Source organism: Nostoc sp. NMS8 (genome assembly GCF_017115045.1).
GTDB lineage: Bacteria > Cyanobacteriota > Cyanobacteriia > Cyanobacteriales > Nostocaceae > Nostoc.
In genome coordinates, this window is sequence record NZ_JABXKK010000093.1 from 25670 (window position 1) to 46704 (window position 21035).

The 21035-nt window shown below is 42.3% G+C and carries 21 protein-coding genes; 11 read left to right on the top strand and 10 right to left on the bottom strand.

What is annotated here, in order from left to right:
- Positions 1-41 precede the first annotated feature (41 nt).
- The 5 genes from HWQ39_RS20555 (at position 42) to HWQ39_RS20575 (ending at position 4586) form a co-directional block, all read left to right on the top strand.
- Complete coding sequence (locus HWQ39_RS20555; RefSeq protein WP_292849052.1) at positions 42-884, top strand: YaaW family protein; 843 nt, start codon at positions 42-44, stop codon at positions 882-884.
- Positions 866-2257 (top strand): O-antigen ligase family protein, encoded by a 1392-nt coding sequence (locus HWQ39_RS20560; protein WP_292849054.1) that lies wholly within the window; start codon positions 866-868, stop codon positions 2255-2257. Before HWQ39_RS20555 ends, HWQ39_RS20560 begins: the two co-directional genes overlap by 19 nt.
- Before the next feature lie 576 nt (positions 2258-2833).
- Positions 2834-3064: a hypothetical protein gene (locus HWQ39_RS34445; RefSeq protein ID WP_366932288.1), complete on the top strand. Its 231-nt coding sequence runs from the start codon at positions 2834-2836 to the stop codon at positions 3062-3064.
- A gap of 216 nt (positions 3065-3280) precedes the next feature.
- On the top strand, positions 3281-3526 hold the full coding sequence (locus HWQ39_RS20570; protein ID WP_292849056.1) for a ChaB family protein: 246 nt from the start codon (positions 3281-3283) through the stop codon (positions 3524-3526).
- Positions 3527-4061: 535 nt separating this feature from the next.
- Entirely contained in the window at positions 4062-4586 is a 525-nt protein-coding gene (locus HWQ39_RS20575; protein WP_292849058.1) for a Ycf51 family protein, read from the top strand.
- 163 nt (positions 4587-4749) lie between these two features.
- On the opposite strand, the gene HWQ39_RS20580 is transcribed toward HWQ39_RS20575, so the two are convergent.
- Positions 4750-4890: a hypothetical protein gene (locus HWQ39_RS20580; RefSeq protein ID WP_292849060.1), complete on the bottom strand. Its 141-nt coding sequence runs from the start codon at positions 4888-4890 to the stop codon at positions 4750-4752.
- 369 nt (positions 4891-5259) lie between these two features.
- Between HWQ39_RS20580 and HWQ39_RS20585 the strand changes: the two genes are divergently transcribed.
- Together HWQ39_RS20585 and HWQ39_RS20590 are read left to right on the top strand one after the other, a co-directional pair.
- Positions 5260-6453: an iron-containing alcohol dehydrogenase family protein gene (locus HWQ39_RS20585; protein ID WP_292849062.1), complete on the top strand. Its 1194-nt coding sequence runs from the start codon at positions 5260-5262 to the stop codon at positions 6451-6453.
- Positions 6450-7661 carry an aspartate aminotransferase gene (locus HWQ39_RS20590; protein ID WP_292849064.1) on the top strand — a complete coding sequence of 404 codons (1212 nt, stop codon included), beginning with the start codon at positions 6450-6452 and terminating at the stop codon, positions 7659-7661. The genes HWQ39_RS20585 and HWQ39_RS20590 overlap by 4 nt, the downstream gene beginning before the upstream one ends.
- 73 nt (positions 7662-7734) lie before the next feature.
- Here the strand turns inward: HWQ39_RS20590 and HWQ39_RS20595 are convergent, their stop codons facing one another.
- Together HWQ39_RS20595 and HWQ39_RS20600 are read right to left on the bottom strand one after the other, a co-directional pair.
- Positions 7735-8664, bottom strand: a complete 930-nt coding sequence (locus HWQ39_RS20595; protein WP_292849066.1) for a hypothetical protein — start codon at positions 8662-8664, stop codon at positions 7735-7737.
- A 61-nt stretch (positions 8665-8725) separates the two neighbouring features.
- Positions 8726-10210, bottom strand: a complete 1485-nt coding sequence (locus HWQ39_RS20600) for a galactose oxidase-like domain-containing protein (protein ID WP_292849068.1) — start codon at positions 10208-10210, stop codon at positions 8726-8728.
- 509 nt (positions 10211-10719) lie between these two features.
- On the opposite strand from HWQ39_RS20600, the gene HWQ39_RS20605 reads away from it, so the two are divergent.
- Complete coding sequence (locus HWQ39_RS20605; RefSeq protein ID WP_179068665.1) at positions 10720-11091, top strand: DUF2237 domain-containing protein; 372 nt, start codon at positions 10720-10722, stop codon at positions 11089-11091.
- Between the two features lie 133 nt (positions 11092-11224).
- Here HWQ39_RS20605 and HWQ39_RS20610 read toward each other — a convergent pair whose 3' ends face one another.
- The 4 genes from HWQ39_RS20610 to HWQ39_RS20625 form a co-directional block, all read right to left on the bottom strand.
- Positions 11225-13345, bottom strand: coding sequence for a response regulator (locus HWQ39_RS20610; RefSeq protein WP_292849070.1), 2121 nt, complete (start codon positions 13343-13345; stop codon positions 11225-11227).
- Positions 13346-13349: 4 nt separating this feature from the next.
- Positions 13350-13922, bottom strand: coding sequence for a chemotaxis protein CheB (locus HWQ39_RS20615; RefSeq protein ID WP_292849072.1), 573 nt, complete (start codon positions 13920-13922; stop codon positions 13350-13352).
- A gap of 93 nt (positions 13923-14015) precedes the next feature.
- The gene (locus HWQ39_RS20620) at positions 14016-14174 is read right to left on the bottom strand and encodes a metal ABC transporter permease (protein ID WP_292849074.1); all 159 of its coding nucleotides are present in this window, start codon (positions 14172-14174) and stop codon (positions 14016-14018) included.
- 78 nt (positions 14175-14252) lie between these two features.
- Positions 14253-15770 (bottom strand): ABC transporter permease subunit, encoded by a 1518-nt coding sequence (locus tag HWQ39_RS20625; RefSeq protein ID WP_292849076.1) that lies wholly within the window; start codon positions 15768-15770, stop codon positions 14253-14255.
- A gap of 79 nt (positions 15771-15849) precedes the next feature.
- On the opposite strand from HWQ39_RS20625, the gene HWQ39_RS20630 reads away from it, so the two are divergent.
- Complete coding sequence (locus HWQ39_RS20630) at positions 15850-16608, top strand: amino acid ABC transporter ATP-binding protein (RefSeq protein WP_292849078.1); 759 nt, start codon at positions 15850-15852, stop codon at positions 16606-16608.
- Between the two features lie 80 nt (positions 16609-16688).
- On the opposite strand, the gene HWQ39_RS20635 is transcribed toward HWQ39_RS20630, so the two are convergent.
- Positions 16689-16889, bottom strand: a complete 201-nt coding sequence (locus tag HWQ39_RS20635; protein ID WP_179068660.1) for a hypothetical protein — start codon at positions 16887-16889, stop codon at positions 16689-16691.
- Between the two features lie 329 nt (positions 16890-17218).
- Positions 17219-17899: a lipoyl(octanoyl) transferase LipB gene (gene lipB / locus HWQ39_RS20640; RefSeq protein WP_292849081.1), complete on the bottom strand. Its 681-nt coding sequence runs from the start codon at positions 17897-17899 to the stop codon at positions 17219-17221.
- Between the two features lie 640 nt (positions 17900-18539).
- On the opposite strand from lipB, the gene raiA reads away from it, so the two are divergent.
- Positions 18540-19184, top strand: coding sequence for a ribosome-associated translation inhibitor RaiA (gene raiA, locus HWQ39_RS20645; protein ID WP_292849083.1), 645 nt, complete (start codon positions 18540-18542; stop codon positions 19182-19184).
- 85 nt (positions 19185-19269) lie between these two features.
- Here the strand turns inward: raiA and HWQ39_RS20650 are convergent, their stop codons facing one another.
- Positions 19270-19728: a peroxiredoxin gene (locus HWQ39_RS20650; protein ID WP_292849085.1), complete on the bottom strand. Its 459-nt coding sequence runs from the start codon at positions 19726-19728 to the stop codon at positions 19270-19272.
- 118 nt (positions 19729-19846) lie between these two features.
- Here HWQ39_RS20650 and HWQ39_RS20655 point away from each other — a divergent pair, with 118 nt between their 5' ends.
- Positions 19847-20974 (top strand): acyltransferase family protein, encoded by a 1128-nt coding sequence (locus HWQ39_RS20655; RefSeq protein ID WP_292849087.1) that lies wholly within the window; start codon positions 19847-19849, stop codon positions 20972-20974.
- The last annotated feature ends 61 nt before the right edge of the window (positions 20975-21035 follow it).

Consider the following 21035-nt stretch of genomic DNA (forward strand, 5'->3'; position numbering starts at 1 on the left):
GAATAAGGTACAGAAAGCTGCACGGAAGGGAGGATGGGAAATTGGATGAAATGAGGGCGGCGCTAGAGTTAGCGACCGAAGAAGAATTGCAAGACTTAACGGCAATTCTATTTAGTCGTAAGTTCAATCCCCTAGACTATGTACACACACCCGAACCGATCGAAATTCAAAGCCAAGACCGCAAAGCTTGGTTAGATTCACTAGAGGGCCGCTTCCGGTTTTTGGCGGCAGATGGGGTGACGGTATTACGGGGACGCACAGGCCAGGTAACTTACCGACAAGCCTTAATTCAAGTATGTAAGTATCTAAAAATTCCCTATTCTAATCAGCTGGCAACTATTGATTTAGAAGCAGAAGTATTTTTACATCTACTAGGACAGGTGTGGAAAAAATTACCTGAACAGGAAAAACAGAAATTGACTCTCCAGGTGCAGCGTCACCTGATCACATCAGAACTAAAAGAACCGCTACCACTTTTATTGCAGCCTGACCCCTTGGGGTTGCTTTTCAAAGGCGGTAGTGCGATCGCCGTTACTGCTGTTCTCCAGCCATTTGTACTTAAACAAATTGCCCGTCAATTTGCCATCCACTTTGCTACTTATGAAGTAGCCAAACAAGCCGCAATTACAGGCTCAGAAGCAGCTGCAACGCAATTCCAAAGCTATGTAGCAATGCAAATGGCGCAACGGGGTATGACAGTGAGTGCAGCTCGTTATGGGGCAGCCCGCACGATGTTTGCTGTAATTGGGCCGATCATGTGGACTTGGTTTTTTGCGGATTTAGGTTGGAGAGCGATCGCTACTAACTATGGTCGAATCATCCCTACTATCTTTGCCTTAGCTCAAATTCGCCTCACTCGCGAGGAATGTTGGGAGCCAGCTTGAACAAGGTTTTTGACTATTTCAAATCTCGTTGGCAATCTTCTTGGAACTACTCTCTATGGGCACTGTTAATCTTCCCATTGAGTCCTTTAGTCGGGGCTGTGACTGTAGGTTTTGTGTCATTAATCACTTGGCTGAAACAATCCTGCAAAATTAATCGCCGCCCCCTCAACTGGGGATTTGCCCTTTTGAGTGTGTTGCTGATCGTGAGTGCTGGCTTTGCCCAAGATAAGACAGCGGCTTTTCTGGGCTTATTTAATTTCTTACCATTCTTTTTACTTTTCGCTGCCCATAGCGCTCTAATTCAAACATTTGCCCAATTGCGGCAAATGGCTTGGGCTTTGGTAATTGGTTCCGTGCCAGTGGTAATTCTCGGCTTCGGACAGTTATTTTTAGGCTGGAGTTTTAAGTTCCAGATTTTTTGGGTTGTGTTGAGTTGGACGGTCAGACCAGGAGGAAACCCCCCAGGTCGTATCGCCTCATTTTTCCTGCACGCTAATACCTTCGCAGCTTATCTAACAATAGTTTTCATCCTTGGTCTAGGGTTGTGGCTTGAACAATGGGCATGGGGCATAAAAGGAGGAGGGGCAGGGAGCGGGGGGCGGAGGGGAAAATTCTTCTCCCTGCTCCCTGCTCCCTGCTCCCCTGCCTCTTATACCCCAGCCCCCTTTCTCTTCCTCACTGTAGCGGTAATTGCGGATTTCGTTGCCTTGATTTTTACCAACTCACGCAATGGGTGGGCGATCGCTATTTTTGCCTGTTTAGCTTATGCACTTTACCAAGGTTGGCGCATTCTTGTTGGTGGTGTTGCTGCGATCGTTTCTAGTGTGCTTTTGGCAGCTTTTGCTCCCTTACCAGTCGCTCACATTTTTCGCGGGGTAGTGCCTGCATTCTTTTGGGCCAGGTTAAATGACGATATGTATCCCAATAGACCAGTCGCTTTAATGCGAAAAACTCAGTGGGAGTTTGCCTGGTCTTTAGCTCAACAACATCCTTTGACTGGCTGGGGATTACGCAGTTTTAGTACACTTTACAACGCAAAGATGCAGATTCCCTTGGGTCATCCCCATAACTTGTTTTTGATGTTATCTGCTGAAACTGGTTTTCTCAATGCGTTGTTATTTTGTGGCTTACTAGCTTGGATTTTGATTACAGGTGTCCAATTACTGCAAAAGTCAAAATATATAAATACAGGGGACAGATTGATATTTTTCAGTTATCTTCTGGCCTTTGTTGGGTGGATTTTATTAAATACAGTAGATGTCACCCTCTTCGATTTTCGTTTGAATGCGCTTTCATGGTTAATTGTGGCTGCCATTTGTGGAGTAATAGATCGCTATAGCCAAAAAGACAGGCTGCGATCTCATCAAAATTAGCTATGAGTTTTTTCAGTGTATGCACTGGGGACATCTAGCGTTTTAAGTTACTAGTATTACTATATTCACGTCTGTGACTGTGAGTGTGACTAATACCTAATTAGTCACTGTTGCTGATTGTTGGGAAGGTGTAGGGATATCCCTTTGGGGTTTTCCTGCATGACGGGCATCTCTTGTAGGTGCCCTTTTGTATATTTATTATTTTTCTTCAGTTAAACATAATTTAAAAAACTATTGAATTTTACAGAATCTCTGAAAAATTTTATCTTTAATCAAGGAATGTAAAACATGGTTACTGAAGTTAAGCTAGGTCTTTGTAACCCGCCATAACCTATCTATTTGTATGTGAAAAAAGGAGAATTAAGTGGGGAGTCATATCTTTGGTATAACTATGATATCAATAATAAAATGACTATTCCTGTGTAACAAAAAGGATTAACTGGCTATATATCTGAACTTAAATTAACGACAAAATAATTTAAAGATAAGGACAACATTAAATTAGATATCGTTGTTAGAGCGGATGAAATTTATATTGTTAGGACTGGAATAGAAACGAACTTTGCCAAAAGTTTTTTGTTAGCTGTATCGCTAGTCCAAGACTTTTCTAAGCCCCTGATTATCGCTGCAACTGCTGGAGAAGAGAATGTGGTTTTTTGTAACCTCTACGACGCGGCGACTAAAACCCGGATTGACTCAAAATGGAACAGAGATGCTGATTGGGTGGCAATCATTGATAGTGTTCAAACTAAGTTGCAGATATCTCAAAATTCCCATATCGTTTCTGGTGAGCCAATACTTTTCTAGAAAAGTTAACTTAAGCCTTGGCGAATGGAATTGCCTACGGCACACTGCGTGAACGCGGCTACATAGGCAAAGTCCGCCTCCTCGGACTAAGATAAAATCAAAGTTTGTTTAACTCAGCCAAAAGGATGATTATTTGGTTCTCTACTTAGAGAAAGAGGAAATTAGATCGCCAATTTTTTAGTATGAACTTATAGTTGAGATAATCGGAGTGAGTTCATGCCTTATAACAAAATAGATGAATTATCTGAAGAAATCAAAAAACAACTGCCTAAACACGCACAACAGATTTTCGTTGCGGCATTTAATGCTGCTCAAAGTGATGGTTTGAGTGAAGAAGGTGCGCGTGATATTGCTTGGAATAGTGTAAAAAATGAATACGAACCAGGCAATGATGGCAAATGGCAGAGAAAGCCTGAAGATACTGCAATACATCATAAAGCTGTCGTATCTGGTGGTAACTAAGTAAATCTCGCCTGTGGCTAACTATCTGAACTCAAGGGTCTTATAAGGGTTTAAGGGGAATTTCATTCTTAGAAAGCAGAGATAAAATTTCCCTTTTTTACAACTTCTGTCAGATATCGTAAATAATAATTTTTAGTCTTTGCCTCGTGTTTATTATAAATGCAATATAGCGATCGCTAGTTTTTTCAGAATTCTCTGCTTGTCAATCCCTAAGTTCTAATTCATAAGGCTTTTGGGTATAAGGAGAATCAAGATAAAGATTCCTTTGGGGAAAGCAGCACAGGCGACACAAACTGTTTCCTATGGCATAGGACTGATGGGTTGCGGTTTCAGTGATATATCCCTAACTCTCCTGGCTATATTATGCAGACTGTCAATTTTAGATGACACTCTACGGGATTCTTGTCTACTTTTGAATTCGCCAACAGCATCAGTTTTTCTTGGATAACTATGCAATCTCACAAATAATCGGTGTAAGCTCTCGGTAAAATGGGTGTGTCGGTAACGCAGAAAAAACACCTCACTAACCAATCTTATGCTCACAACAGCTAACTTTCTTCAATACACCCAATGGATGGGTATAGCTACCCTAGTATTTGCGGCCTTAACATTTTTGGCTTTTATTTTCAAATGGGGTATTCGCTTTCGGCTGGTGGGTTCGACTGGCTTTATGGTGGTGCTGACTAGTGGTTTATTTGCACTCTCAATAGTGCCTTTGAGTCGGACTGTGATTCCAGGGTCAGTACGCTACACTCTAGTTTATGACAATGGGTCAACACAAGCAGTTATTGCCACATCACCCCAAATTACACCCACAGAATTAGAAGCAACTTTACGTCAAGCAGCTAGTAATCTTTTTTCTTATGGTCGTTCTGGTACACGAGAAGACGAAAATTTGACAGTTCGCGCCCGTACCATTATCCACCGAGAAAAAGGAATTTCTGTACCAGTTTACTTGGGAGAAGTTAAGCGATCGCTCGTTTCTCATCAAAATTCCCCAGTAACAGTCAAAATTTACACAGAAAGTTTCGCCCAATTACCAAAACCTACTGCTTCTTAAGCAGGGGGGCAGGGGGCAGGGGGCAAGAGGGGGAGAAATTCTTCCTAATTCCCAGTCCCCAATCTCCAAAGAAAAAATTAATTTACCTGTTATCAGGATGACAAAATTTATTTTGTATTTACTGATACAATAATGGTTATTTTTAGATTAAGATATTCACACTTTAGTGCTTATACTGTGGTAAAAGGTTAATCAGCGTGCAGGTAATGGGTACTGACAGTTGTGATTTGTTAGTTGTTGTCCTAATTACCACTGTTGCCATTTTCACAAGTATTTGCGGTAAATCAATCAGTTGTCGCGGCATATAGTCGCACACCCCTAATTATGTATCTGTAGCTCAGGATTTCATGAAATAGCATGACCGCTTACACATTATAAATTCTCAATTGCTTTTCTTGAGAATCTGACAATGGTAATGTTAATTAGTTATACGGTTATTCAAAACTTTGATAGTTCGGAATTTCAGGTTAATGGACATTTATAGATTCAAGCAACGTCGTCAAACTACTCAATTCAGTCGTCGGCAATGGGCTTTGTCTATTTCATTACTTGGCTCAAATGTAGATGAGTCAATGTAAGGTTGGAGCCATCCAAAAGCCAGCTTGGCAACAAGTATGCCTGATTACCAGTCTATTTTATTAAGAAATATCAAGGTTTTGGCAAACTAGATTATATGTCCAATAGAATTTCTACTCAACCTTCTTTGTCTACTCAAACCTCTAGTTCATTATTGACGCTGACAGTTTCCCCAGCAAAAGTAATCCGTGGTTCTGGGGTGTTGCAAGCAGCCGCAGCAGAGATTGCCTGTTTGGGAAGTCGTCCTTTAATTGTGGCAGGTAAGTCTACTCTCGCCATCAGCCAAGAAAACTTACAACCTGTTTTAGAAGCGCAACAATTACATACTGTTCAAGCTTCTTATGGCGCAGATTGCTGCGAAGCTAGTCTGAAATCTTTACAGAAAACGGCGAAAGAACATAAAGCGGATGTAATTATCGGTGTTGGTGGCGGCAAAGCCCTAGATACAGCAAAATTAGTCGCGCAGCAGTTAAAGTTGCCAGTGGTGACAATTCCGACTTCCGGGGCTACTTGTGCAGCTTGGAGTGCCTTATCGAATGTTTATTCGCAAGATGGGGCATTTCTGTATGATGTCGGGTTATCTCGTTGTCCTGATTTACTGATTCTCGATTATGACTTAATTAAAACTGCACCCCAACGTACCTTAATCGCTGGAATTGGTGATGCGATCGCTAAGTGGTATGAAGCCTCGGTTAGCAGTGGACATTTGCAAGACACTTTAATTATTGCCGCAGTGCAACAAGCGCGAGTTTTGCGAGATATCCTCTTGCAAAAGTCAGCCGCCGCCCTAAAAGAACCAGGTAGTGAAGTTTGGCGAGAAGTTGTAGACGCAACTGTGTTACTGGCTGGGGTAGTTGGGGGACTTGGAGGGGCACAGTGTCGTACAGTTGCTGCCCATGCCGTGCATAACGGTTTAACTCATATTTCAGGGCATGGTAGTATTCATGGCGAAAAGGTTGCTTTTGGGATTTTAGTGCAACTGCGTTTGGAAGAAATGCTCCAAGGCAATCAATTAGCAGCATCAGCACGACAACAGTTGTTAAAGTTCTACACAGAAATTGGACTACCCCAAAAATTAAGTGATTTGGGATTGGGCAATATTACATTAGGCGAGTTGCAAACAGCCGCCGAAATTGCGCTAATTCCTAATTCTGACATCCATCGACTACCGTTTAAAGTCGCGTTGGAACAGCTGATGGCAGCAATGGTTTCTACCACTGCACCTATAGATAGTAGAGATACGACAAATCGAGTTTCGCCCAAGGGAATGAGTGACGAGGTTGAAGAATGAGTTTAAATTGGATTGTCCCAGCAGAACGCATACAAAAACTACCACCTTATGTATTTGCCCGTTTAGATGAACTCAAAGCTAAAGCACGGGAACAAGGGTTAGATTTAATTGATTTGGGTATGGGAAACCCCGATGGTGCAACACCAGCACCAGTTGTAGAAGCGGCGATCACCGCTTTGAAAGATCCTGCCAATCACGGTTATCCGCCTTTTGAAGGCACAGCTAGTTTCCGCCGTGCCATCACCAACTGGTATCATCGCCGTTATGGTGTGGTTCTCGATCCCGATAGCGAAGCTTTGCCACTGCTGGGTTCTAAAGAAGGATTAACCCATTTAGCACTCGCCTACGTTAACCCTGGTGATTTAGTTCTGGTTCCTTCCCCCGCTTATCCCGCACATTTCCGGGGCCCGGCGATCGCAGGCGGCAAAATCCACAGTTTGATTCTTAAACCAGAGAATGACTGGTTAATAGATTTAGCTGCCATTCCTGACGAAGTTGCAAGACAAGCTAAGATACTCTATTTCAACTATCCCAGCAATCCCACTGCTGCCACTGCACCCCGCGAATTTTTTGAAGAAATCGTCGCCTTTGCCCGTAAATATGAAATTTTGCTGGTGCATGATTTGTGTTACGCCGAATTAGCTTTTGATGGTTATCAACCCACCAGCTTGTTAGAAATTCCTGGTGCGAAAGATATTGGTGTGGAATTTCACACGTTATCTAAAACCTACAATATGGCTGGTTGGCGCGTCGGGTTTGTGGTGGGCAATCGCCATGTCATTCAGGGTTTGCGGACACTAAAAACTAACTTGGATTACGGTATTTTTGCCGCCTTACAAACAGCAGCCGAAACAGCTTTACAACTCCCAGACGTGTATTTACACGAGGTACAACAACGTTATCGCACCCGCCGCGATTTCCTGATTCATGGGTTAGGGGAGTTGGGTTGGGATATCCCCAAAACCAAGGCGACAATGTATCTTTGGGTAAAATGTCCCGTTGGCGTTGGTTCCACAGATTTTGCCCTGGATGTGTTGCAGCAAACAGGCGTTGTTTTGACTCCAGGTAATGCCTTTGGGGTTGCAGGTGAGGGTTACGTCAGGATCAGTTTGATCGCCGACTGCGATCGCTTGGGTGAAGTTTTACATCGCTTTAAGCAAGCAGGCATCCGCTATCAACCGGAAGCTGTAGTCTCGATTTCACAATAGAGATCGCAATGAAAAGCCCTCGTTTTGCTTTGAGGGCTTGGCACTTTTTTGCTCGCTATCGGCTTAATTCCTTTTAACCACGAGCAAGCGCAATCTGGCTAACATCAAAGTCTTCTAGCCGAGTCATGTTTCCACTGTTTTTATCGATGCTATATACAGCATTAGGTGTCTGATACCTCATAGCTCCAAAGGCGAGGAGTTGCCCTGTTCCAGAGCAAACTAAGTTTTGTAAGCCATTATTCCATGCTTTACCATCAACTTTCAATTGTGCCAGTACAATCGGCCTTTTTTGATTTGAGTCTAGCTGCACCAAAGTTGTACTACCATCAAATCCAAGTAAAGACGTATAGAGTTTTCCATCTGGGCACTCAGCTAGATTGGTGACTCGCTCATCGTTCGGGAATTTAACCTGACTAATAGAACTTATCTCTCCTGTTTGAAGGTTAATATCTACCAATCTGATCGGTGGTGTGCCGTTCTTGTTACCTACTAAACCGATGAGTCGCCCATCCTTAGTGCCTAGCAAGCTCCCAAGCTGTTGATTCTGTTTAAGTCCTGAGACTGTCAAAGTTTTTACAGGCGTACCCAAAAATGTAATGCGAGTAGCTGTCGCTTGTCTCCTACTAGTCGTAACAGGAGTAATGGCTAGAACAAGTGTGCCATCGCTTAAAGAAGTAAAACCACTCAGTATTTCATTAGGCTCTAATAAAGGTGTACTTTTATCAGTAATTAACTGAGCCTTTCCTGTAATTAAGGATTGCAAAACAAGTCCCACAGGCTGAATATCTGTGGATACACTGTTTTGGTCAGTGCGCTCGAATTCAGTAGTGTTTACCTCTGGAATAGCTGTTTGGTCAGTGGTGATGATAGAGGTAGAGCCTATACCAACAATATTTAAAGGCGTTTGCGCCAAGGCTTTGTTAGTTAAATAACTAAACCCAGATACTACAGTTCCACCAAGTACCAACTGGCCAAACCGCCGACGTGATAGCTTGTAACCCATATTTATCCTCCTAGAATTAATGACTTTTATTAGGTTGCAGTGTGAATATAAACAGGTAACGCTAAGATAGTTGCGTCCAGGTTGCTACTGATGGTGTGTCATTGTTGTCACTAATAAAAAGCATGTACCAGCCTGGTGGTGCGATGTTTCGATTGTCTGTTACCGTGACATTGAGAGAAGTCGCATTTCTAAAATTAATGGGTAAATCCACTAACCTTTGTTCTGTATCGCTGGAATGAGTGGTTGCCATTGGTCTAATCAGACTAACCCATTTAATATTCGTAGCCTGGGGTGTCTGAATTGTAAATCGCAGCCCGTAGCTCAATGCTTGAGGGGCACTCTGAATAATTGGTCGCGATCGCGATATGTAGGCAGGACTGTAGATTTCTAATCGCAGTTCATTGACTCTGCGTTGAGGGTTGCCTCCAGCTGCGGCTACCCTACCATCTGGCAGCAATAAGGCCACCGAATGATATACGCGAGGGACATTTTGTCTAGCGACTGCTGTCCAGCTATTTGTAACTGGATTGTAGATTTCTGCTGGCAGCATTGATTGTGTTGTGTCCTCATCCATTTTGCTACCATTGCAGACAAACACTGTGCGATCGGGCAACAAAACTGCGCTGTGATGCTTCCGACCATATTTTAGATTCCTCGATCCTACGTAAGTTGGGTTAGTAGCTTTTAGATTTACAATATTCACCCTGTTTGTTGACGTAGTACCACTACCCCCACCCATAATCATCACCCTTTGGTCTTGTGCAGGTGGTAAAAGTACACTGGTAGCTTGATCGCCAAAAGCTGGGTCTTGCAGCCCTGGCACCACTTTTTCTACAATAGATTGTGTAAATGTGCCTGGAAGAGTTAATATCCTTGGTGTCACTGCACTGCCGCCCATCCGAGCGCCTGAATAAAAGATATTTCCATTACTTAGTAGAAACAGATGTGGGTATTGCGGTAAGGCACTAGTTGTTGGAAAAGCGTTCCAACCATTTGCAAATGTAGAAGAATAAACTTCTGGTTGTCTGTTGAGGCTGCCATCTATACCAAGCCCAGACACTGCTAATATCCGACCACTGCCTAGTGTTAACACGCTAGGATACCAGCGACCACTATGCATTGATGGCTTCTTGATCCATCTCTCGGTAATGGGATCAAACATCAAAACAAAGGGTGAACCATAGAATGGATCGTAGCGCAGAGTTCCACCCGCAACCATTAACATACCATCGGGGGTGAAGGAGTGACCAGCGCAAAAAATGTCAATAGGTTGATTATTACTATTCAATAGAGGCGCTTGACGGGTAAAGGTTCCCCTGTTTACATCCCATAACACACTGTCATAGGGAGTATTTAAACGATTGGGATCGTTACCTGAGCCACAGAAAAATAATACTTTACCAGTACGAAGTAGGGCGGCATGTATAGGTAGGATTGGTGCCTGGTAGGACAATGTTTGCCATCTGTCTGTGGTAGTAGCCTGAGCGATGAAAGTCCCTAAATCTGTTTCCTCTTGAAGGGTAGTCTTATTATTAGGTTGAGTCATTTTATTTACAATTATTCCTCCGTAAGTTTTATTTTTGTTTTTTCAGTAATCTATTCATAAATTTATATCTACTTCTTATTTAGGCTCGTTGAGTGTTAAGATATGATGTTTTTTATAACAAGCTAAAGTAAAATCCGTTGTGTCAATAGTAATTAAGCTTTGAATATAGTGCTTAGTTTATGCTGTCAAATATCTAATTAAACTATAGACATCTGGTGAAAATGAGGGGCAATACCCTGCGAGAATCCGAGCCGCATCTACATGAATTGTCCCTACCAAGGATGTCAAGCAACGCAGAATTAATTTTCACTCCTATGTCTTATGCTTATTTGGCAGGTTCAAATGAACCCGTTATTTATCTTGATGATTGGGAAATAAATCAAAATTTTGAAGTTAATAATTTGCGGTCTTTCTTAATACTCAAATTTCACCGTTCAGTGGATACTAATAAAGTGTGATAACTATCTACTGCTGCCCCCTGCCTCATAATTGTCTAGAGTGAATTAACGATGACAGACGCTAAAAATGTAATCGATGGAAACCTAGAGGTTTGCTGTACTTCTCCCGTGACAGGATTTTACCGCGACGGTTTTTGTCGTACAGGTGGTCAAGATTTCGGGTCGCATGTTGTATGTGCCCAAGTAACACCAGAATTCCTGGAGTTTACCAAATCGCGGGGAAACGACCTCAGCACAGCTGTTCCTGATTTTAATTTTCCTGGATTGAAGCCTGGCGATCGCTGGTGTTTGTGTGCTTCTCGCTGGCAAGAAGCTCTCGAAGCTGGCGTTGCCCCACCTGTAATACTTTCAGCAACCCATGCCAGAGCTTTGGAAGTGGTTTCTCTAGACGAACTGAAAAAACACGCTCTAACTTTGTCTTGATTGGGCATGGGGCATTGAAAAGAGGCAGAGGGGCGGGGGGCAGGGGGCAGAGGGGAAAACTTTTCTCCCTGCTCCCTGCTCCCTGCTCCCTGCTCCCTGCTCCCTTGCTTCTTCCCCAACCCCCAATTCCAAATCAACTCACTGGAACTTCCAAAGGCAGTTCTAATGCATTGGCGATCGCAGCAATCAATTTATTAGGGTCAATTGGCTTAGATAAATGCTGCTGAAACCCTGCTGAAAGTACTTTCAAGCGGTCTTCTTCTCGCGTGTATGCTGTTAAAGCGATCGCTGGGATGCGTCCGCCTTTTTCTGGTTCTAAAGAGCGTAGTTTCCGAATTAGTGTATAACCATCTTGCTCTGACATGCCGATGTCGCTAATTAGAATATCTGGTTTTGTCTGTTCAAGTACTGCTAGGGCTTCATCAACCGATCCTACCGCAGTGGCAAAAGCCCCATATTCCTCAAACATAAAACTGAGAAAGTTACGGGTATCTATCTCATCATCTACAACTAAAACTCTTAATCCAGCCAGGGGCGTAGATGCTACAGGTGAGGAAATTTTCCCTGTTGCTTCTCTATTTCCCTTATTGTCTTGTAGCAATGGTAGTCTCACCGTAAAAGTTGCTCCTTGTCCACTACCTGAACTTTGGGCAAGGATTGTGCCCTTATGCAGTTCTACTAGATGACGAACGATCGCGAGTCCTAGTCCTAAGCCATTGTGCGATCGCGTTGTGGTACTGTCTGCTTGGCGAAAACGCTCAAATACTTTGGGTAAAAACTCAGAACTGATACCAATGCCTGTATCTATAACTTGGATTTGAGCATACCGGGATTTGGAATTTGGAATTTTGGATCTTAGATTACTGTTTTCATCAGTGTTTGAAGAGTCTAAATTTTCACTATCAGATCCCAATCCAAAATCTGAAATCGAAAATCCAAAATAAGTTGACAGCTTAACTTCTACTCTGCCACCTTTAGGGGTAAATTTGATGGCATTAGTTAGTAGATTCCAAACTATTTGCTGTAAACGGGTTGGATCGCCATAAACTGACCCGACCGTTGTATCCAGGATAGTATTTAATTGAATATCTTTTGGCTCTGCTAGGGGACGCACTGCCTCTAAGGCTGCCTCCATCACCGAAATTAGATTCACCGCAGATACGTTTAACCGCAACTGACCGCGGATGATTCGGGATACATCCAAGATATCCTCAATTAGCTGCATCTGAGATATGGCGTTGCGTTCGATCGCTTCTAAGGCGCGGGAAGTGGCTTTTTCATCAAGTTTCTTGGCGCGGAGGATTTTTGACCAGCCCAGCATCGAGGTAAGGGGTGTGCGGAGTTCGTGGGAGAGAACAGCCAGAAACTCATCTTTCATCCGATTTGCGGCTTCTGCTTCTTGTCTAGCGGTCTGTTCTCGAATTACTTGAGCGCGGACTTCTTCTGCTTGTTTGCGTTCAGTAATATCTTCAAGAGTGCCTACATATCCCAGCAATTCTCCTTGACTGGAAAGCATCGGTGATGAGCGGACTTGAACCCAACGGATGCTAGCTTGAGTAGTTTGAAAGCGAAATTCTTCTGAGTAGTCCCGACCTTCACAAATGTAAGCAGACCAACTGGCGATCGCTCGTTCTCTATCTTCTGGATGAACAGATTCCAACCATCTTTTTTCTAAACTCTCTGCCGCTTTCAAGCCACAAATTGCCTGATAGCGGGGATTAGTATATTTACAGTTGCCTTCAGTATCAGTTTCAAAAATCCCGACTGGTGAGCAGGTACTTAGCGATCGGAATCGTTCTTCACTTTGTCTGAGTTCAGTATTCACAGCTACCAGCTGCGCTGCTTGTTGCTTGACGGCTTCTGTTTTCTTAAAAAGTTCTACAAATACTATGACTTTAGAAGTCAAGATATTGGGGTCTAATGGTTTGAGCAAATAATCAACTGCACCCAAGGCATAGCCTTTAAACAGCATTTGGTCGCTGGTGCTAAAAGCGGTGAGAAAGATAATTGGAGTGTGACGCGATCGCCCCCGATTGCGAATTAGGGTAGCAGTTTCAAAGCCATCCATCCCAGGCATTTGCACATCCAGCAAAATCACTGCAAAGTCTTGATGCAGCAGACACCTCAAAGCTTCTTCCCCAGAAGTAGCTCTCACAAGATTTTCCCCTAGTTTTTCTAGGATTGCCTCTAGTGCCAACAAATTTTCTAGTTTATCATCCACTATGAGGATGTTGACTTTGGGTTCCATCTGCATCGGTTTATTTCTGTGATGAATGACAAAGTTTAACCATCTGAGAAGCAATGTTTGAGAGTGTCAAAATCCAGTCTACTGTAACAGCAGAAATTGCTGCTTCTGGCATAATGTCGCTCTCCGCTGTGGTAGGTTCTTGTACAATAGTAATTCCTCCCCGCGCTTTTATTTTCTTAAGACCCTGCATACCATCTTGGTTTGCTCCTGTCAATATTACACCAATAACTTCCTCTGTGTAGACATCGGCTGCCGACTCAAACAGCACATCAATAGACGGTCGCGCATAAGAAACAGGCTCATCAGTCGAAAGGGCAAAGTGACCTGGTTCAACCAGTAAGTGATAATCTGCTGGAGCTATGTAGATATGTCCTGTTAATATTTCGTCCTTGTCTTCCACTTCGCGAATTTTCAACAAAGTGGATTCTTGTAATAACTCCTGGAGGGTGTTACTAGACTCTTTGTGACGGTGTTGCACGATCGCGATCGGCACAGGAAAATCTACTGGTAAATTCCCCAGAATAATTTTCAATGCTGATAATCCGCCTAAAGAAGTACCAATTACTACAATTTTAAACGACACTTATTTCGCCCTAACACCTGCGGAATGTAGTTTACTTAAATGGCAAAGGCTCTTTCATCCTGAATCAGTCAGTGTTTTATTGCTTCTTTGCTCTTACCAGTCACTCATGTTTAGGTGCAAAATCATTGCTATGAGAAACAACAAGATTTGCAACACCACAATGCAACCCCCAGTTGCACCATTGATATGATAGCTGATGTAAGTAGCCATAACACGAGAAAATACTTTAGGTGCTATTACAATTAGTATCATATTTCCGAAACAGTCTGTTAATAAATAAGCTGTTTTATCTCATCTTTTATGGTGCTAGCACATCTTAATGAAAAATTATTATGTGCCATATTTTTTCTGGCTTTTAACTGGATTCATCCACACTTCTAAGCGACTAAATGCCTGTGAAGAAAGTAACGTCAAACATAAATAAACCACCGCTACACCTGCATAAATCTCAAAGGCACGATAATTGTCAGCAACAATTAACTGTCCTTTACGTAGTAATTCCTCAAACCCAATCACAGAAACTAAGCTAGTATCTTTCAATAAACTGATAAACTCATTACCTAAAGGTGGAATCATCCGCCGAAAAGCTTGGGGAAAGATGACATAAATCATGGTTTGTATAGAACTCAAACCTAATGATTGTGCTGCTTCTGCTTGTCCTGTTTCAATCGATTGAATCCCAGCACGGACAACTTCGGCAATGTATGCAGCACTATTCAAACTTAAGGCAATTACTCCAGCAGTGAGACGATCGAAAGTAAATGTTAAACCAAGTTCTTGCAAAATTGCAGGTAATCCAAAATAAATCATAAAAATTTGCACTAACAAAGGCGTTCCCCGGAAAAAATCTACATACGCCCTCGCCACCCAACGCACAGACGCAATATGAGAAAGTCGAACAATGCCAATCAGGGAACCGCCAATTAAACCAAATACTACAGAAAGTATGGTCAATTGTAATGTTACCAATGCACCCTGTAATAGACTTGGTAAAGCCTGCAAAATCACGCCAATTGAAGTTAATATTTTAGGCGCACCAGTGTTATTTTGATTTTCAAATGGCGATTTAGTTGGTAATAGAGGTGGTTCAACTTTAAACCATTTTTGATAAATTTGGGAATAAGTACCATTTTTCAAAACCCTATCTAAACCATTATTTATTAATGCTAAATTCGGTGAATTTTTAGCTGTAGCAATCCCATAAAACTCCTCCGTCAGCAATTGCTGTACTACTTTAATTCCCTGGAGATTGCCCGTATTAATTGCATATAAAGTAACAGGTGCATCATTAATTACCGCATCTACATTACGATTAAGCAATTCTTGTAAAGCTAAAGGCGCAGAATCAAAACTGCGAATTTGTACCCCAGGAATACTCTTAGCCTTTGCAGCCCCAGTTGTACCAATTTGTACCGCAATTTTTTTATTTTTGAGACTGTCAAAACCAGTAATATCTTGATTATCTGTGCGAATTGCGATCGCTAACCCAGCCTTAAAATAGGGGCGGGAAAAAGAAACAGTTTTCGCCCTCTCCTCGGTAATCGTGATCGAACTAATGGCTGCATCTACCGTTTTGGCTGCTAAAGCTGGAATAATGCCATCAAAAGGCAGACTTTGAAAATTTACTTTAAAGTTAGCAGCAGTAGCGATTGCATTCATCAAATCAATCGAAAAACCCTGCAACTCACCACCTTGTCCTTTAAACTCAAAAGGTGGAAAAGCAGGTTCCGTAGCAACCCGCAGAGTTTTCCCCGCGCTAGAGTTTATAGCACAGCTAACCAGTAACAAACAGCTAAAACTTATAACTAGAAATAAGTGCAGCCAACGGATAAAACTAAATTTAGCCATATTATTTTCTCTCTCCCTCTGCGCCTCTGCGGTAGCCTGAAAACCTTACAATCAACTCTAGAGCAGCTTAATACAAGTAATGAACAATACCATCCCTGCGATTATTTTTGACAATATCGAAAAAAACTTTGGTTCCCTGAAAGTTCTCAAAGGAATCACCGGCGAAATCAACCGAGGAGAAGTCGTTGCAGTTATCGGTTCTTCTGGCTGTGGTAAAAGTACCCTACTACGTTGCTTCAACCGTCTAGAAACCATTGACAAGGGGCGTTTAATCATCAACGGAATCAACTTATCTAGGCCCACTGTCAACTATAGCCAACTGCGGGAACTACGAACACAAGTAGGTATGGTTTTCCAACAGTTCAACCTGTTTCCCCATCTCAGCGTCCTAGAGAATATGACACTCGCACCTCGGAAAGTATTGGGTAAAACACCGAAAGAAAGCGCCCAACTAGCGAGATTATATTTAGAAAAAGTTGGCTTATCTGAAAAAGCCTCTGCTTATCCCGAACAACTTTCTGGCGGACAAAAACAACGAGTAGCGATCGCCCGCAGTTTATGCATGAATCCCCAAGTTATGCTATTTGACGAACCCACCAGCGCCCTAGATCCTGAACTCGTCGGCGAAGTTTTGCAAGTGATGCAGCAATTAGCCGCAGAGGGGATGACAATGGTGGTTGTCACTCACGAAATGCAGTTTGCAAAAGAAGTAGCCCATCAGGTGATATTTTTAGATAAAGGTATTGTGACAGAACAAGGCCCAGCTTACGAAGTACTGACTAATCCTCAAAGTGATCGCCTACGTATTTTCCTCAGTCGCCTCAACGTTAGGAGTTAGGAGTTAGAGTTTGGAGTTTGGAGTTAAAGGCTTCTTTTGCACTCATAACTCATTACTCATTACTCATTACTCACCACTCATTATAGGTACTCGCGTAAGAATTCAAAGGGATCATCTTCCCAACAAGGTTCAGGTATCAGCCAAAATAGACTACCACTGATGTCGGCCTCAATTTCATCACCGTCGTCTCTATCAAATAGTTCTATCAAAGCTGTCCAATCACGTTCTCTCAGAGACGTTAATGATGGGGCATATACCTGGAGATTATTTGAGTAATTCACGCGCAAAATTGTGCTTTACAGCCCTAAAAAGTTAGTATAGAAATTTGTAAATAATCAAATTTTAACTTCGACAATCGCAGTTAAATAGTAGTTTTAGGTTTTATGCCCAGTTTAAAAATAAAAATTGTATCGAGACGCATAGAGCCAAATACAAAGCCTTCATAGCCTAAATCCCGCGCTTATAAATATGGGTTATTTCTGCCTCCTGCTACCTACCTCTTACCTCTAACCTCCTGATTTTGATACTATTAAACATTGACTACTCTCACAAGTGTCTCACAATTTAAATCGGACTACTATAGTATTTCTTACATAATTACAAGCTGAATTTACTCAAACCGAAAAAATTCTTGAGGCTGAGATTCGACTAATTCCACACCAAAGACTTCCGCAAAGGATTGTGCTACATAAAAACGTACTTCTTGGCAGGTGATACCTGGAATCCATTCGGCTAAACTGCCTACAGGTTTATCAGAAATACCGCAGGGTACAATGCGCTCAAAGCCTGTCATGTCTGGACAAACATTTAATGCAAAGCCGTGCATAGTAATCCAACGGCTGACTTTAATCCCAATCGCTGCAACTTTTCGCCCTTGTAGCCAAACGCCAGTAAAAGCCGGAATTCTTTCCCCTTGCAAACCATAAACTGCCAATACGCGAATTATTACTTCTTCGAGTTGCCGTAAATACCAATGAAGGTCTTTACGATAACTTTGCAGATTTAAAATTGGATAGCCTACCAATTGACCGGGACAATGGTAAGTAACCTCTCCGCCTCGTTCAATTCGATGCACATCATATTGACTTTTGTCAATATCAAATTTGAGAAAATCTGAGTTGCTTCCTTGCCCTAAAGTGTACACAGGTGGATGCTCTAGCAGAATTAACACGTCATCTAGGCTAGGGTCATGGATGCGCTCAGTCAGGAGCGATCGCTGCCATCCATGAGCTTTTAAGTAAGGCATTAATCCTTGGCTATACAGCAAACAACGGTTTTTGTGTGGTTTCATACTATGGATTCTGCCGAAAATCAACTGTAATAAGGACGAAATATATTTCAAGTTACAGGATTAGAATCAACAAATATTAAGCTTTGCAAAGGATTTTAAAGGAAAGTCAAGGGAACCTGCATTAGAAAATACAAAGTGCTAGGTTGAATATTAACCTCAATAGGTTTTTAGGAGGAATTCTCTGCAATAAGCATCATGCCAAGATGATAAAGACGAATGCACTGGCTGATGATTCTCATAAAATTGTTTGTATTTCAAACAGGATCAAACTTCCACAAAGACTTGTATTATTTAAGAACAGCAAGCAAACTTAAACCGAACACAGAAGGAGCAACTATCAACAGTTCTGTAAGCGTTGCTTTAAAAAAGAGGGTACTCATGGGAGCTACCATTCAGATTGCCTCACCTAAGAATTCTAAGTGGATATCGAATTGGATATCAGCGCAGAGATAAGGAGGTTAATCAAGGGTATACTTGACAACAACTCAAATGCAGGAAGCTGAGAGACAGCTTACCAGCACTATATACAATATAGTTCAATAGTTCACAATTTGTTTTGGCGGGAATAATAAACATTACCGCAACTTCTTTTCATACAAAGCAAATTCACACATCCAAATATTCAGCGGGAGAGTATTACATGAAGCTTGTCATCCACAGCAAAAATATTGAAATCACTGATGCGATTCGTGAGTATGTACATCAAAAGATTGAAAAAGCAGTTAGTCACTTTCAGAGCATTACAAATGAAGTGGATGTGCATCTTAGCGTCGCCCGGAATCCCCGAATTAATACAAGACAAGCAGCTGAAGTAACTATTTATGCTAACGGTAGCGTTATTCGTGCCGAGGAAAGTAGCGAAAACCTATACGCCAGCATAGACTTAGTTGCAGATAAAATTGCCCGTCAACTGCGGAAATACAAAGAACGACGCCAAGACCAGAAAACTCAAGCACTACCAACAGAAGTAGTTGTTGCAGATACGGTAGTCACAGATTTAATTGGCGATCGCACCCCCGAATTACCCAACGAAGTCGTCCGCACCAAATATTTTTCTATGCCACCGATGACCCTTGCAGAAGCCTTGGAACAACTGCAACTTGTGGGACACGATTTTTATATGTTCCACAATTCTGAAACTGGAGAGATTAATGTAATTTACGAACGCAACCACGGCGGTTATGGCGTAATTCATCCCCGCAATGGTAACGGTCATACTAACGGCAAGAATGGCAAGGCAAGCCACGCTAATATTGTCATGCCGGAAAAGTCGCATTCTAAATAGGAATGGGGAAGGGGAGTAGGGAGTAGGGAGTTAGGAGTTATCAAGAATTCTTCCCCGATTCCCCATTCCCCATTCCCCATTTCCCTTATTTTGCAATCTGTTGCAAAGTTTTCAGCGCTTCTTCAACATGACCTTTAAAGTTAAACATTGAATCAAACACGTATTGCACAACTCCTTGTTGGTCAATGACGTAAGTAACGCGACCAGGGAATAAGCCAAAGGCTGCTGTTGCACCATATAGCTTTCGTACTTGGTCGCCTTTGTCAGTTAATAGAGTAAAAGGTAGATTGTACTTTGCAGCAAATCGCTGGTGAGATTCGCTGGAATCAGCACTGACGCCCACAACTTCAGCGCCAGCGGTTTTAAATACTTCATACTGATCGCGAAAGGCGCAAGATTCCGCCGTACATCCAGGTGTGTCGTCTTTGGGATAAAAATATAAGACAACAGCTTTGTTGCCGCGAAAGTCTTGGAGGCTTACTGTTGAGCCGTTTTGGGCAGGTAGAGTGAAATTAAGAGCGGTATCTCCAACTTTGATTGGCATAGCAAATAGTGGTAATTACTTAATAAAATTTTACCTTGTATCCAAGTTTATAAATTTTGCTTGATTACCTGCATCAAGGGGAGTAGCTTAGATACTCATCTAACACAAAATTCCGCTTATGCGCCTGACTTCATTAGATGTTTTTCGCGGCATTACCATCGCGGCGATGATTCTCGTTAATATGGCGGGTGTCGCAGATGATGTATATCCTCCCTTAGCCCACGCCGATTGGCACGGTTGCACACCAACTGATTTGGTATTTCCCTTCTTTCTGTTTATTGTTGGTGTAGCGATGACTTTTTCACTGTCAAAGTACACCGAAGGTAATAAACCAACCTCAACTATTTACTGGCGGATATTGCGCCGCGCAGCCATTCTCTTTGCCTTGGGATTGCTACTAAATGGCTTTTGGAATCAGGGTATTTGGACTTTTGATTTGAGTAGCATCCGCATTATGGGAGTGTTGCAGCGCATTAGCCTTACCTATCTGCTGGCTTCTATAGCTGTTCTCAACCTTCCGCGTAAAGGTCAATGGATACTTGCAGTAGTTCTACTTATCGGCTACTGGTTAGCGATGACGTATTTACCAGTGCCCGAATACGGTGCGGGAGTTTTGACGCGGGAAGGTAATTTTGGTGCTTATGTTGACCGCCTGATTATTCCCAAAGCACATTTATACAAGGGTGATGGTTTCAAATTCATGGGAGATCCAGAGGGACTCTTCAGTACTATTCCTGCTATAGTAAGTGTCCTCGCTGGCTATTTCACTGCTCAATGGATACGCAGTCAACCTGTACAGTCACGTACAAGCATAGGTTTAGCATTATTTGGAATTAGTTGCTTAATTATCGGTTGGATTTGGGGGTGGACATTCCCCATTAACAAAAAGCTGTGGACAAGTTCTTATGTAGTTTTTACAACAGGTTGGGCGTTACTGTTGCTAGCAGCTTGTTATGAATTCATCGAAGTCCGGTTGATGCGTCGTTGGAGTAAGCCTTTTGAAATTATGGGCTTAAATGCGATCGCTCTTTTCGTTGCGTCAGTTTTGTTGATTAAAATCTTAGTCAAAACCACTATTGGCACTGGCAAAGACGCTCCCACTACCTACAATTGGATTTACCAGAATTTTTTCGCATCTTGGGCGGGGGCATTGAATGGTTCCCTGTTATTTGCTCTAGTCACTGTGTTGTTGTGGTGGGCTGTTGGTGTTCTAATGTATCGGCAACGCTGGTTTCTGAAAGTGTAAATTTGCAAGCAGGCATCAGAAATTAAAAAGATTTTGGTTGTTATTTACGTTTTATTGTTGT